The 14,052-nt window shown below is 55.4% G+C and carries 9 protein-coding genes and 1 pseudogene; 6 read left to right on the top strand and 4 right to left on the bottom strand.

Features of this window, described 5'->3' with window-relative positions:
• Nucleotides 1-69: 69 nt before the first annotated feature.
• Complete coding sequence (locus CWI66_RS16100; protein ID WP_100732244.1) at nucleotides 70-279, bottom strand: hypothetical protein; 210 nt, start codon at nucleotides 277-279, stop codon at nucleotides 70-72.
• 79 nt (nucleotides 280-358) lie between these two features.
• Nucleotides 359-1,774, bottom strand: a complete 1,416-nt coding sequence (locus CWI66_RS16095; protein ID WP_100732243.1) for an IS4 family transposase — start codon at nucleotides 1,772-1,774, stop codon at nucleotides 359-361.
• Between the two features lie 108 nt (nucleotides 1,775-1,882).
• Between CWI66_RS16095 and CWI66_RS16090 the strand changes: the two are divergent.
• Nucleotides 1,883-2,233, top strand: a pseudogene (locus CWI66_RS16090) (transposase); the annotation flags it as partial.
• A gap of 238 nt (nucleotides 2,234-2,471) precedes the next feature.
• A complete protein-coding gene (locus CWI66_RS16085; RefSeq protein WP_100732242.1) occupies nucleotides 2,472-4,457 on the top strand; it encodes a methyl-accepting chemotaxis protein in 1,986 nt (661 codons plus the stop codon).
• 57 nt (nucleotides 4,458-4,514) lie between these two features.
• Here CWI66_RS16085 and CWI66_RS16080 read toward each other — a convergent pair whose 3' ends face one another.
• The gene (locus CWI66_RS16080) at nucleotides 4,515-5,051 is read right to left on the bottom strand and encodes an outer membrane beta-barrel protein (RefSeq protein WP_100732241.1); all 537 of its coding nucleotides are present in this window, start codon (nucleotides 5,049-5,051) and stop codon (nucleotides 4,515-4,517) included.
• A gap of 294 nt (nucleotides 5,052-5,345) precedes the next feature.
• Between CWI66_RS16080 and hsdR the strand changes: the two genes are divergently transcribed.
• From hsdR to CWI66_RS16060, 4 genes are all read left to right on the top strand, one after another.
• On the top strand, nucleotides 5,346-8,882 hold the full coding sequence (gene hsdR / locus CWI66_RS16075; RefSeq protein WP_100732240.1) for a type I restriction-modification system endonuclease: 3,537 nt from the start codon (nucleotides 5,346-5,348) through the stop codon (nucleotides 8,880-8,882).
• Nucleotides 8,883-9,027: 145 nt separating this feature from the next.
• Nucleotides 9,028-10,134 carry a protein adenylyltransferase Fic gene (gene fic, locus CWI66_RS16070; RefSeq protein ID WP_100732239.1) on the top strand — a complete coding sequence of 369 codons (1,107 nt, stop codon included), beginning with the start codon at nucleotides 9,028-9,030 and terminating at the stop codon, nucleotides 10,132-10,134.
• A 23-nt stretch (nucleotides 10,135-10,157) separates the two neighbouring features.
• Nucleotides 10,158-11,840, top strand: coding sequence for a class I SAM-dependent DNA methyltransferase (locus tag CWI66_RS16065; protein ID WP_100732238.1), 1,683 nt, complete (start codon nucleotides 10,158-10,160; stop codon nucleotides 11,838-11,840).
• Entirely contained in the window at nucleotides 11,840-13,201 is a 1,362-nt protein-coding gene (locus CWI66_RS16060; protein WP_198517604.1) for a restriction endonuclease subunit S, read from the top strand. The genes CWI66_RS16065 and CWI66_RS16060 overlap by 1 nt, the downstream gene beginning before the upstream one ends.
• Nucleotides 13,202-13,303: 102 nt before the next feature.
• Here CWI66_RS16060 and CWI66_RS16055 read toward each other — a convergent pair whose 3' ends face one another.
• Nucleotides 13,304-13,858 carry an HD domain-containing protein gene (locus CWI66_RS16055; RefSeq protein ID WP_232710968.1) on the bottom strand — a complete coding sequence of 185 codons (555 nt, stop codon included), beginning with the start codon at nucleotides 13,856-13,858 and terminating at the stop codon, nucleotides 13,304-13,306.
• Nucleotides 13,859-14,052: the final 194 nt, after the last annotated feature.

Below are 14,052 nucleotides of genomic sequence, written 5' to 3'. Positions count from 1 at the left end.
CATCGATCTGCTTGCGCATGTCGACCGGCTCGCGACACAGGTAGACGCGCAGCCGGGTGTCCGGCCGGATCATCGGGCCACCTCCACGGCGACGAAGCGCAGCGGCCGGTGGCGAGGTGGCACGAGCACGCCCTGTACCTCCAGGCGCTGCTCCCACGCCAGCAGTGACGCCAGTTCCAGTCCTTGCTCCTCGGCGTATTCACTCAGCGCCAGTTGCCGGGAGGAGGCATGGAACAGGTGGCCCAGCCAGTAGGCCTGTGTCGAGGTCAGGTCGGTCATGGTGTCCTCCTTGCTATCGAATGACACCAGTCTGACGGACACTACTCAGCGGCAGAAGATGGGGTTTGTGGACTTGCAGTTACCCATAAGTGTTTGATGCTGAATATTTGGCAATCCGGGCGCCTTCAACGAGATCGGAGAGCCTGGAAAAACCTCGCCAGATGACCGTAGTTCCAGGCGGTGCGTCGGAGGCGCGGTCGAGGTAGCCGCCGAGCCGTGCGACGGCTCTGATATAGAAGTCCAGATCAAGTGGAGCATCACGCTTACATTCCGGCACCGAACTTAGAAGCAAGCGGCGCTCGGTCTCCGTGAAAACGGCGGCAGGCGATGTAGCCGGAGATCTGCGCCGGAGTATCGTAAGCCACGACACACGCCATGCCACGACGCAACATAGTGCGATGCAGTTGGCAAGGCGGTCGGCCGTCGTCAGACGCACATCCTCGATCCGACAGCCGCTCTTCAGCGTTCTGAAGAAGGTCTCGATAGTCCAACGCAAGGCATACCATTCGAGCTTGTGAACGGCGTCAGCGTGGGTTTCGACAGGAAGGTTCGTGACTAGCTTCCAGAAAATTGGTGCGCGGCCTTCTGGCGGATTGACTTCCTCAGCATGAATGATCTGCAGTTGCTGATGCCGGTATTTCTTTTGTTTTCCGATCGGCGGGCGGACCGCCATCGTTGCATGCCTGACCGTCAGTGTGGCTTGATGTTTCTTACCCTGCGCATCGCGAAAACGGATTTCGTGCGTGCCGCTGGGTTGGACCCCCGCCATCACTCTTGCGATGGTCGTGTCGCCATCTTCGGCGAGGCGATCGACGCAGCTCCGTACCAGAAAGCGGGTTCCGAGATCCTGGGCCAGACAATAGAGCTCGTAAATGTCGCTTTCGCGGTCGCCAATATGCACACAGCGCTCTGGGGCACCGGTTAGTTCGCAGGAAAGGCGCAAATTATCGAGCCACCGCATGCTTTCCTTCTGCTCGATCGGAACCCGGGTCGGATTGACCTTACGTTTGAGCGCAGTAGTCCCCCGAAATCTGTTTCGCGACCAGAACTTGGCCGACGTCAGACCAAGCGGCAGCCCATCCGGCGTGATTGCTAAGCTGGCATGCATCAACAAGCCGCAGATCGTGTGCTTTTGATGGCGCCCCTCCTTCATCTTGCGGCCAGTCGATAAATGGGTGAATCCAATCTTCTCTGGCGCGGAGCGCTTGAAGGAGAACTCCGTGGTGTCCTGCAAGATCAAGATCGGCCCCTCAGTCGCCTGGATACGCAAAGCCGACGCGGCGAAGTGACCCTCGAGAATCTTGTCTTCACTGACATTTTCGTTAGCAAAGAAGCGGTAGGCGGCTTTGGTATTCGACCAGTCCTGGAATGCAGTCGGCAGAGATTTATCCGGCCGCTCTCCGATTGCTGACAACATAATTCCCAGGCGCCGGTTCAGCCGCACATCGCCCAGATCACACCCAGAGGTTTCCGTTTCCACCCAATCCTGCCCCATACGTGCACCCTGTTTTTATGAAGGTGTCAGTCAACGAATCATGCAGATTCATCAGGGTCAAGAGGATGAAATCTGACGGCAGAAAATTTATGGGTAACTGCAAGGTTTGTGGAGCGCTTACGGAAGGGTAAGCAGTATTACTTCGGCATGAAGGCCCATGTCGGTGTCGATGCGGTCACCGGACTGACCCACAGTGTCGCTGCCAGGCGCGGCCCCATCAAGAAGATGGAAGACAGCCCCATGAAAGCGCTGCTGCTGGAATTCGAGAAGGCCAAGGCCAGCATCCGCGCCAAGGTCGAGCACCCGTTTCATGTCATCAAGAACCTCTTCGGCTACCGGAAGGTGCGCTACAAGGGGCTGGCCAGGAACCAAGCACAGCTGTTCACCCTGTTCGCCCTCAGCAATTTGGTGCTGGCTGGACGATGCCAGGGCCATGCTGACGGGGCCAGTGTGTCTTGAATCTGGCCTGGCAGCCGGATAACCCGGCTGCCAGGGTAAAAAGGCCACCTTCCGTGGCCAGAAAGTGACCGTTGACGCGGTGAGTGTGCCGCCCTGAGTGCTTTAGCCGCTCAGAGACGAATTGATCAGCGGTTCCTAAGCAAGTAGTATTGAATAATTACCGCTGCATATCGCTAGCTAAATTGCTAGCATGCAAATTATAGCTAATTTTTGATATGCGCTGATTGGAAGCTGAGCAATGAACACGTTATTAAACAGACTGCCCATGTATGCCAAATTTTCTTTGGTGCTCGCCCTCCCTCTACTTGCCTTAGCATGGTTTGCTATCAATGGTGTGCTTGATAGACAAGCCACTGTCCGGGAATTAAAACAGCTCCAAACCATGACAGCGCTGGCACAAAGTGCTGGAGACTTGATACATCAAATACAAATTGAGCGTGGTATGTCGTCAGGTTATTTAGCAAGTGGCGGCGAGGCCTTTGGTCAACGATTAAGTCAGCAGCGGCCACAAACGGATACTGCAGCGGAGGCATTTATTGAACAGCGTCGAAGCCTGGCGGTTGGCGTTTTAAGTACAGCGGCTAATGAACAGCTTGACCAACTGGAGCGTCAGTGGCAGCGAACAGCCAGCTTACGCCGAGAAATAGATCAACTCTCTATCGAGGCCAATGCCGCATTGAGCCACTATACAGTCATCAACCAGCAGCTCATGGGGTTAATTGGATCGCTTGCTCAGCAAACCCGCGAAGGGGAGATCAGCCGACAGCTGGCTGCTTATTTCAACCTTTTACACGCCAAGGATTTGGCCGGCATTGAACGCGCTATTCTCTCTGCAGCATTTGGTGCAGATGGTATGTCGTTTGAGATGCTCAATCGCTATTTAACACTGATAGGGGAAGAAGCGGCCTTTTTAACAGGCTTTCGCGCCTTTGCTGGCGCAGATCAACGACGCCAGCTTACGGACGCTTTGAGTGGCCAGGAAATTGAACGCTTAATTGAGAGACGAGAGCTTGCTATTCAGCAATATGATGTAGGGGGGTATAACGTAGACCCTAACGAGTGGTTTGAGTGGCAAACGGTCAAAATCAGCCGTCTAAAAAACCTCGAAGACAACGTGTCGCAACAAGTCATTACCACAACGGCTGCGTTGCAACGTGATGCACAGCTTGCCCTCTGGCGCTTCATGATTATTGCGGTCTTAGCCACACTGTTTGCTGTGGCGGCCGCCGCTATGATTGTCCTTACGCTGACGCGTCCTTTAACCGCGGCGTTAAAGAATATCTCTACACGAGGCAATGACTTAACCCAACGGCTTACCGTGCCTGGAACAGACGAACTGTCTAAGCTTTATCATGCGTTCAATGATGCATCACAAGATACAGAAGCATTAATTGGAGAGATCAAGCGCAACGCACAGTCAGTAGAACTGGCCAGTGGTGAAATTGCCCAAGGTAATCAGGATTTGGCACAACGTACCGAAGAGCAAGCGGCGTCATTAGTACAAACAGCGTCGAGCCTTGAGGAGATCACTGCTACTGTGCGCCAAACGGCTGACAATGCCCATGAAGCGCAACGCATGACGCATGATGTGGCTACGGAAGCGGAAGGTGCCGCCGCCATTGCCCAGCAAGCACAACAAGCCATGCAAAACATCCATTCATCTAGTGACCAGATCACGACAATTATTGCAGCGATTGATAACATTGCTTTCCAAACCAATTTATTAGCCTTGAATGCTTCGGTAGAGGCCGCGCGTGCGGGGGAGCATGGTCGAGGCTTTGCTGTCGTCGCTAGCGAAGTGCGTAAGCTTGCTAGTCGCAGTGCTGAGGAGGCCAGCCAAATACGCCAGCTGATTGAAAATAATATCGCCACTATTAATGAGGGTGAGGAGCTAGTGACATCCACCAACAACTCCTTGACGACTATTTCGGAGCGTGTGCAAAAGGTGGCCCGCCTGATGGAAGAAATGGCATCAGCGACCCACGAGCAATCAGCCGGTGTTGAGCAGATTAATCGCGCCATGAGTCAACTAGAAGAGGTGACTCAGCAAAATGCCGCGCTTGTCGAAGAAGTGGCGGCTGCCAGTCGCTCGCTTGATGAGCAGGCCGAAGAAATGTCCGCCCGCATTAGCAAATATAAAGTTGCCGATTCACTCTCTAATACCGCTCGCGGGTCAAAACAATCAGGTAACACTTTATCCGTTGATAGGCAGCACATCAGCTAAGGTGAGCAAAGAAGGGGGAGGTAACTCCCCCTCTTGCTGGGTACGTGATCGAGCAGACTAGAACTTGTACATTGCCCCGATGGAAAACAGATCAATGTCATTATCATTGTCAATATCATACCACTCCCACTCACCTACAATGCCGAGCTGGTCAGTGAACATGTAGTGAGCCCCGAGGCCATACATCAGGTCGGTACCATCGTCGTTAATACCGGCAGCAGCACCGCTCCCTTTAATATCCCACATGATCACGCCAAGTTTGCCGAACACGCCGAACTGCTCGTTGAGCGGCAAAATGCCTTTCGCAGCAATCGTCCAGCCGTCCGCTTCGGCGCTAACTGCCGAACCGTCTACAGACCCACTGACCTCACCAAAATCTACCCAGGCAGCCTCGAAGACGATGTTCGAATTCAACTCCCAGCCGCCGAAGATTTTCCAGCTGGTATCTGTGTCGTCGCAATTGGTGACACCGCCACAGGCATCGATGGTTGACTGACCGATGCTCGTCCCACCATAGAAGCCACTCTCTGCGAGGGCATCGCCTGTCATACCCAGCGTCAATAAAAGTGCGCCCATAATTTTCTTTTTGTTCATGGCCTGCCCCTGCCCTATGTAGTAACCCCAAAAGAAGCATAGAACTGCATGTCAACTTGTACAACGCTGGAATAGCGTATCGGGCAGGGCGACTCTTTCAGGTTGCTAACGATGTTTTGGTGACGCCATTAACTATGGGTTGGTTTGTCCCTGCAGCACTGCTGATGAATTAAGTGTTCTGTATATTTAGCTGCGTTATGGGTGGTCATTTCGCACCACCCTGATAAAGTCCATTGATTAGTAGCATAATGCTGAAAGCTGAATCTTTCTTAGTAAGTGCTAAATGCAGATGACATGGAGCCGTTTGTGCGAGTCAGCGACCAAATCTCAACAAATTTTAGTTTCCTAGCCGAGCATGACGCGCTTTTTGTGCAGTTGGCATCCGCTGCTGAGGGGGCTTTCTCCAGCGACCCTAACACTACCCTTATCAAACTCCGCCAGCTAGGCGAAGCGCTTGCTCAACATCTGGCTGCGCTCTCCGGTATCGAATGTGACGAACAAACCAGCCAGTCGGAGCTTCTTTACCGCCTGAACCGGGAATTGCGGCTGGAACCGCAGATCAAAGAGTTGTTCCATATCCTGCGGATTGAAGGCAACAAAGCCACTCACCAGTTCCGCACCCAACACAAAGAAGCCATGGATGGCCTGAAAGTGGCACGGGCCCTGGCCATCTGGTTTCACCGTTCTTTTGGCAAAGCCGGTGCCAGCTTCAAACCCGGCCCCTTCGTACCGCCCGCCGACCCCAGCGCCCAGCTACGCCAGCTCCAGAGCGACATCGAAAAACTCCGCCACGATCTGCAACACGCCAACATGGCGCTGGAGGGCAGCCAGCAGCTCAGCCAGCTGATCGAAAAAGAGAAGGCGGAATACGAAGCCCTGGCCGTGGCCATGGACGAAGAATCCCGCGCTTTGGCGGAACAGGCCCGCCAGCACGAACAGGCCCTGAGCCAACAGCAGCAGGCCTACGAGCAAAAGATCAAAGCGCTGCAACAGAAGCTCACGGAGCAGGGCGAACAAACCGTTAATCAACAGCGCCAGCAGGTGGCCAAGCAAACCAAGGCCGCCACGGATACTCTGGTACTGAACGAAGAACTCACCCGCATTCTCATCGACCAGCAATTGCAGGACGCCGGTTGGGAAGCAGACAGCCAGGACATCACCTTCCAGAAAGGCGCCCGCCCGGAGAAAGGCACCTATCGCGCGATTGCCGAATGGCCCACCAATCACAATGGCAAGAAGGGCCGGGCCGATTACGTGCTATTTGCAGGCCTTACGCCCATCGCAGTGGTAGAGGCCAAGAAAGAGAACACCAACGTCGCCGGCAAAATCCGCCAGGCCGAACGTTACAGCAAAGGCTTCAAGGTAGACGCACCCTTAGTCGGCGCCTGGGAACTGATGGGCCGTACCATCGCCTGGCCTGCCGATGAAAGCGGCCATTACCACGTGCCCTTTGTGTATTCCTGCAACGGTCGACCCTATATTCCGCAACTGGCGGAACAGTCCGGCACCTGGTTCCGGGATGTGCGCGAACCCAGCAACCTGCGCCGGGCACTGCCGCAGTTCCACACCCCGGGCGGCCTGCTGGATTTGCTGGAAAGGGACAAGGAAAACGCCGAGAAGCTGTTAAAGGAAGAGCCTTTCGGCTACCTGAAACTGCGGGATTACCAACAAAACGCCATTGTCGCCACCGAACACGCACTGGCCCGTGGCGTGCGCACCGCGCTGCTGGCCATGGCCACCGGCACCGGTAAAACCCGCACCATCATCGGGTTGATGTACCGTTTCCTGAAAGCCGAACGCTTTCACCGCATCCTGTTTCTGGTAGACCGCACCGCACTGGGCCAGCAAGCCATCGACGCCTTCAACGAAGCACCGCTGGAACAGAACCACACCCTCAGCAAGATCTACAACGTTGCCGAGCTGGGCGACATGGCCGCTGAAGCGGAAACCCGCATTCAGGTGGCCACCGTGCAGGCCATGGTGAAACGTATCTTTATGAGCGACAACCCGCCGCCTATCGACCAGTTCGACTGCATCATCATCGACGAAGCCCACCGGGGTTACACCCTGGACCAGGAAATGACCGAAGGCGAACTGGCCCTGCGGGACACCAGCCAGTACCTGTCCAGCTACCGCCGGGTACTGGATTACTTCGATGCGGTGAAAATCGGCCTCACCGCCACCCCGGCCAAGCACACCAGCGAAATCTTCGGCAAACCGGTGTACACCTACTCCTACCGGGAAGCCGTGGCGGATGACTGGCTGATCGATCATGAACCGCCCATACGTTACGAAACCCTGCTCACCAAAAACGGCATCACCTTTGAGAAAGGCGATTCCGTCACCGTGCTAAATACCCAGACCAAAGAAGTGGACACCACCGAGCTGGAAGACGAGCTCACCTTCGAGGTCGACGCCTTCAACCGCCGGGTGATCAACGAGAACTTCAACCGGGTGATCTGCGAACAGCTGGTACAGGAGCTGGACCCGTTTGGTGATGAGAAGACCATGATTTTCTGCGCCACCGACCTGCACGCGGATATGGTCAAACGCCTGCTGGACGATGCCTTCAAGGATCTCTACAACGGCCAGTACAACGAAGCCGCCGTGGCCAAGATCACCGGCCAGAGCGACAAGGTGGACCAGCTTATCCGCCGCTACAAGAACGAGCGCTACCCCAACATCGCCATCACCGTGGACCTGCTCACCACCGGCATCGACGTGCCGCGTATCTGCAACCTGGTGTTCATGCGCCGGATACGTTCACGCATCCTGTACGAACAGATGATCGGCCGCGCCACCCGCCGCTGCGACGAGATCGGCAAGACCGTGTTCCGCATCTACGACCCGGTAGACATCTACGCCGCCCTGCAGGATGTAAACACCATGAAGCCCCTGGTGAAAGACCCCAACATCACCCTGGAACAACTGGTGGACGAGCTCACCGACGACGAGCAACTGGAAAAGGCCCTCAACAGCCCCGGTGAACAACCCGATGAAAGCCACGCCGATGTGGTGCTCAGCCAGCTCAGCCAGAAACTTATGCGAGTGCTGCGCAAGGCCGACAACAAAGCCGAAAACCGCCCGGAACTGAAACAGAAGCTGGACGAACTGCACCAGAGCTGGGGTGTGGAACCCAAGTCCCTGCACCAGCATCTGCACCAACTCGGCCCCCGCCAGGCCTCGGAGTTCATCAAACAACACAGCGGCCTGCTGAACCAGCTGGCCGAGGTGAAGTCCCTGGTGGGCAGCGAGTACATGCCGCTGATTTCCGACCACGAAGACGAAATCCGCGAACGTATCCAGAGCTACGGCGAACACGACAAACCAGAAGACTACCTGGACAGCTTCAACGAATTCATCAAACAGCAGCTCAACCAGTCCGCCGCCCTGGCCGTCGTCGTCAACAAACCCCGTGACCTCACCCGGGAACAGCTACGGGAAGTAAAACTGCTGCTGGACAACCACGGCTACTCCGAAGCCCGTCTGCAAAGCGCCGTGCGCAACCAGACCAACAAGGATATCGCCGCCAGCATCATCGGCTACATTCGCCGCGCCGCCCTGGGCGAGCCGCTGATTCCCTTTGAACAGCGCGTGGCCGAAGCCATGGACCGCATCTACACCCAGCACAACTGGACTCCGAACCAGCGCAAATGGCTGGAACGCCTGGCCAAACAGCTGGTGCATGAAGTCATCATCGACCGTGAGTTTGTGAACCATCGCTTTGCCGATGACGGCGGAGCCAGGCAGATGGACAAGGTGCTGGGGGCGCAGCTGGATACGGTGCTGGAGGAGTTGAACGAGGCGATGTGGCCGGAGCGGAGTGCCTGATTCAGCCATGCTTATGGAATCGACACAGGTTTAACCTGTGTCGATTTTTCAGTATTTTTTCGACACAGATCGTTGCTATGTTTACCGCATAAACATAGACTGTCCAAAATACACACCTTTGTCGAAATTTTCAAGGAATTTAAACATGGCCTGGCGACCGGATCAGCCTTACAACCAGTTACCGCCGCTTCCGCCTGCCAAAGAAGTGGCCGAAACTCTGGGCATCCTCAAAGCCTGCATTCCCGCCCGGGCCGCTCTGGCTGAGCTTAAACAGGCCGGTGAGCTGATTCCGAATCAATCACTGCTGATAAACCTTCTGCCACTGCTGGAAGCCAAAGACAGTTCCGAGATCGAGAACATCGTCACCACCACCGACAAACTGTTTCAGTTTTCGCAGGAAGATCAGGGGGCCGATCCGGCCACCAAAGAAGCGCTCCGATATCGCACAGCCCTTTATGAGGGCTTCGTCCATCTTCAGCGCAAACCACTGTGCGCGAGCACCGCTATAGAGGTGTGCAGCACGCTGAAAGGCGTGGATATGGATGTCCGCAAAGTACCCGGGACCATCATTGGCAATCAGGCAACCGGTGAAACCATCTACACCGCACCGGTTGGTGAAGAGGTTATTCGCAACCTGCTCACCAACTGGGAAAACTATCTGCATGCAGACGACGACACGGACCCACTGATCAAAATGGCCATCAGCCATTACCAGTTCGAAGCCATTCATCCGTTCCACGACGGCAATGGACGAACCGGCCGTATCGTCAATGTGCTTTACCTGATCGAACAGCGGCTACTCACCCTGCCCATACTCTACCTGAGCCGCTACATAGTTCAGCACAAAAACGATTACTACCGCCTACTGACCCAGGTTACCCGCACCGGTGAGTGGCAGGAGTGGATTATCTTTATGCTTAACGGCGTGGAGCAGGTATCGTCCTGGACCTGCGCCAAGATCGCCGCCATGAGAAAGCTCATTACTGAAACTGAAGACCATGTCAGACAAGCACTGCCCAAGATCTACAGCCACGAACTGGTCCAGACCATTTTTGAGCAGCCCTATTGCCGCATCAGCAACCTGGTGGAAAAAGACATCGCCAAACGGCAGACAGCATCCAGTTACCTGAAACAGCTGGTCGAGATTGGTGTACTACAGGAAAAAACCGCAGGCAACGAAAAGCTGTTCCTCAATCCGCGTCTGCTACGCCTGATGACCAGCGATAGCAACGAGCTGCAGCCTTACCACTGAATTCAGCAACCTTGAGAACACCCATGACCAACAACGACATCGTCCAGAAACTCTGGAACCTCTGCGACGTGCTGCGGGACGACGGCATCAACTACTCCGACTACGTCACCGAACTGGTGCTGCTGCTGTTCATCAAGATGGTCCACGAGAACACCGAAGCCGGCACCCTGAAAAAGCACCCGCTGCCCGAGGGCTGCCGCTGGAGTGACCTGAACGGCAAATCCGGTATCAACCTGCTGAACGACTACAAACGCATCCTGCTCAGCCTGTCCACCGGCAAGGACGGCGACGGCACACTGGTACACGATGACCCGCTGATCAGCGCCATCTACGCCGACGCCCAAACCCGCCTGCGCGAACCCCGGCACCTGGAGCAGATGATCAAAACCCTGGATCAGATTGACTGGTTCAGCGCCCAGAAAGACGGCCTGGGCGATCTGTACGAAGGCCTGCTGGAAAAGAACGCTAACGAAACCAAATCCGGCGCTGGCCAGTACTTCACCCCCCGCACCCTGATCAACACCATGGTGCGCTGCCTGAAACCGCAGCCCGGGGAGATCATTCAGGACCCGTCCGCGGGCACGGCAGGGTTTCTGATTGCCGCCCACGAATACATCAAAGGCCAGACCGACGACCTGTACGACCTGACCACCGAACAGAAAGCCTTTCAGACCACCAAGGCCTACGTGGGCATCGAACTGGTGCCCGGCACCCGCCGCCTGGCCCTGATGAACTGCCTGCTGCACGGCATGGAAGGCGATGCCGAAGGCGTGGTGCACCTGGGCAACGCCCTGGGCCAGACCGGCGCCGGGCTGGAAAAGGCCGATGTGATCCTGGCCAACCCGCCTTTCGGCACCAGCAAGGGCGGCGACGCCAGCATCACCCGGGACGACCTGACCTACAAAACCAGCAACAAACAGTTGGCCTTTTTGCAGCACATCTACCGCAACCTCAAACCCGGTGGCCGCGCCGCCGTGGTACTGCCGGATAACGTACTGTTCGAAGCCGGCGTCGGCACCGACGTGCGCCGGGATTTGATGAACAAGTGCAACCTGCACACCATCCTGCGCCTGCCCACCGGCATCTTCTACGCCCAGGGCGTGAAAACCAACGTGCTTTTTTTCACAAAAGGAAAGGTCACCAAAGGCAGCGCAACGGATAAGCACCAGGAAGAGAACTGCACCGAACACGTCTGGGTCTACGACCTGCGCACCAACATGCCCAGCTTCGGCAAACGCACACCCTTTGGTGACCAGCACCTGAAACCGTTTGAAGACGTGTATGGCGAAAGCCCCAACGGCGACAGTGAGCGCAAAGAGGGCGAATACAGCTTCCATTCCGAAGACATCGAACTGCCCGAACACAGCGACGAAAACGAAGGCATCGACCCACGCTGCCCGACCGCCAGGGATGGCGGAAGTGCCGAGAATGCAGGAGCGATTCTCGGCCACAGCCGCTGGCGCTGCTTCAGCCGCCAGTGGATTGCCGAACACAAGGGCGACTCGCTGGATATTGCCTGGCTGAAGGACAGCGACAGTGTGGATGCCGCCAACCTGCCGGAGCCGAGTGTATTGGCGGGTGAGGCCATGGGGGAACTGGTTCAGGCGCTGGGCGAGCTGGATGCGTTGATGCGGGGGTTGGGGGCTGAAGAGGAGGCTGATGGGGCGAGGGTGCTTTTGCAGGAAGTGATGGGTGAGGTTAAGTGATGAGCGCAGACTTCCCTCAGTGCTGGCTGCGCGTTCTGCTGAACGATGTCGGCGAGATTGTCACAGGAAAAACCCCAAGCACCAAGAATCCCGATAATTTCGGTGGCAGCATTCCGTTTATCAAACCAGCTGACTTAGATAATGGTGGATACGTCACCCGAACGGCGGACACGCTGACTGACGCGGGAGCAAAGTTAGTTCCAACCATCCCCGCAAATTCAATTCCCGTTACATGTATTGGGAATTTAGGGAAGGTAGGCATTACCAACCAAATCAGTGCCACAAACCAGCAAATAAACACGATAGTGCCGTCTTCTCAGGTCGATTACCGTTTTTTTTATTACCAACTGCAAACCTTGAAGCCATGGATGCAAGAGAATGCATCTGCAACGACAGTCACGATCATCAATAAGGGAAAATTTTCGAAAGCACCCGTGACTCTCCCCCCCCTCGCCGAACAAAAAGTCATCGCCGACAAACTCGACACCCTGCTGGCCCAGGTGGAAAACACCAAAGCCCGCCTCGAACGCATCCCGCAAATCCTCAAACGCTTCCGCCAGTCCGTGCTGGCTGCGGCGGTGAGTGGGCGGTTGACGGAGGAGTGGCGGGCTACTCAAGGAACCAGCTTAGACTCTTGGCAGCAAACTACTTTTCAGAAAATCTGCCGCGAGATTACCGTAGGCTTTGTTGGGCGCATGGCTAACCGATATGAAGAATCTGGTGTACCTTTCTTGCGATCACAAAATGTAAGGGCATTCAGATATTCTGACAAAAATCTGCTCTATATATCCCCGGCATTTCACCAGGAAATCTATAAATCTAGGCTTGAACCCGGAGATTTGGCGATTGTGCGTTCCGGCGCTCCGGGAACTACATGTGTAATTCCTAAATCCCTTGGTGCAGCCAACTGTTCAGATCTTGTTATTGCGCGACCATCTTCTAACTTGCTCCCGGAGTTTGGATGCATTTTTATGAACTCCGAGGTGGCGCGGAAGAACGTATCGGATAACCAGGTAGGGGTCGCTCAGCAACATTTTAATGTTGGCTCAATGAAGAAGATGCCTATTCATCTGCCTCCAGTTGATGAACAAAGCGAAATCGTCCGCCGAGTAGACCAACTCTTCGCCCACGCCGACCGCATCGAACAACAGGTCAACAACGCCCTGGCCCGTGTCAACAACCTCACCCAGTCCATCCTGGCCAAGGCTTTCCGGGGTGAACTCACCGAGCAGTGGCGCAAGGACAACCCGGAGCTGATCAGCGGGGAGAACAGTGCGGAAGCGTTGCTAGAGAGGATCAAGGCGGAGCGGGCGGCATCGAAGCCAGCGAAGAAAACCCGTCAAAAGAGAACCACTGCATGAGCAGTAGACCCGCCTAGGGTTTGTAAGACAGACGAAGTAAGGCATAAAAAAAGCCGCCACGCGTTAGCGTCGGCGGCAGGCTAATGCTTCTACTCTCTAGCGCTATTGTGCCTGCAACATAGGTGTCTCTGGCCGCCAGAAAACGTTTTGCCCAATCCGGCTAAAGCCCCACTGGCTTTTGCTACGAAACGCACGCTGTTGGTTATCTGTCATGGCGCTTTGCCCATCTGCATCACGAATGTAACGAGCAAGTGTCATGGCGGCTGGCTGGCCATAACGCGCGCCCGGGGAAGCGCATGTCCAGATATGGCGTAAGGTCATCGCAATATCAGGCTCATGTTGGTCTAAATAGGCAAGGCCATAGGCACACGCTTCTAGCGTAAACGCATCGTGGCTACAGAGCTTCCACGCCGCGTTAGGCTTGCCTTTCGAGTCGTAGGTATACGTCTTGCCAATATCGTGCAACAGCCCCGCTACAAAGCACGTTTCCTGCATCAGGCGCGGCATAGCTGGCTCATTTAAGCGCAGCATGGCAACAGCATTATTCGCGACGTTCAGCGAATGCTCTAGCAACCCACCTGCATAGGCATAGGCGTGGTGGTAGGTCACGCTGGCGGGTGCATTCAGAAACGCCTCGATACGGTCCTTACGTTCCAATACCCTGGGCACGGTGTGGGCACAATTTGGGCACAGAGCTTTTTGAAATGACAGGCAACAAAAAAGGCAGATCAGTTATTTACTGATCTGCTTTTTTATGTTTGTTTGTTGGCTAACTTCCTGTGACACATCTGTGACGTATATGTGTTCAATGAAGTGATGCCACAGCAACTCATGGGCCTTCACTATTGCTT

It is taken from the genome of Halomonas sp. 141 (genome assembly GCF_002810305.1).
In the GTDB taxonomy this organism is placed as follows: Bacteria; Pseudomonadota; Gammaproteobacteria; order Pseudomonadales; family Halomonadaceae; genus Vreelandella; species Vreelandella stevensii.
This window is presented reverse-complemented; position numbering and strand designations above follow the sequence as displayed.

Excerpts from the sequence above, each read along its gene's own strand:
- CWI66_RS16100 (WP_100732244.1), bottom strand. The coding sequence starts at position 279 with ATGACCGACCTGACCTCGACACAGGCCTACTGGCTGGGCCACCTGTTC.
- CWI66_RS16095 (WP_100732243.1), bottom strand. The coding sequence starts at position 1,774 with ATGGGGCAGGATTGGGTGGAAACGGAAACCTCTGGGTGTGATCTGGGC.
- CWI66_RS16085 (WP_100732242.1), top strand. The coding sequence starts at position 2,472 with ATGAACACGTTATTAAACAGACTGCCCATGTATGCCAAATTTTCTTTG.
- CWI66_RS16080 (WP_100732241.1), bottom strand. The coding sequence starts at position 5,051 with ATGAACAAAAAGAAAATTATGGGCGCACTTTTATTGACGCTGGGTATG.
- hsdR (WP_100732240.1), top strand. The coding sequence starts at position 5,346 with ATGGAGCCGTTTGTGCGAGTCAGCGACCAAATCTCAACAAATTTTAGT.
- fic (WP_100732239.1), top strand. The coding sequence starts at position 9,028 with ATGGCCTGGCGACCGGATCAGCCTTACAACCAGTTACCGCCGCTTCCG.
- CWI66_RS16065 (WP_100732238.1), top strand. The coding sequence starts at position 10,158 with ATGACCAACAACGACATCGTCCAGAAACTCTGGAACCTCTGCGACGTG.
- CWI66_RS16060 (WP_198517604.1), top strand. The coding sequence starts at position 11,840 with ATGAGCGCAGACTTCCCTCAGTGCTGGCTGCGCGTTCTGCTGAACGAT.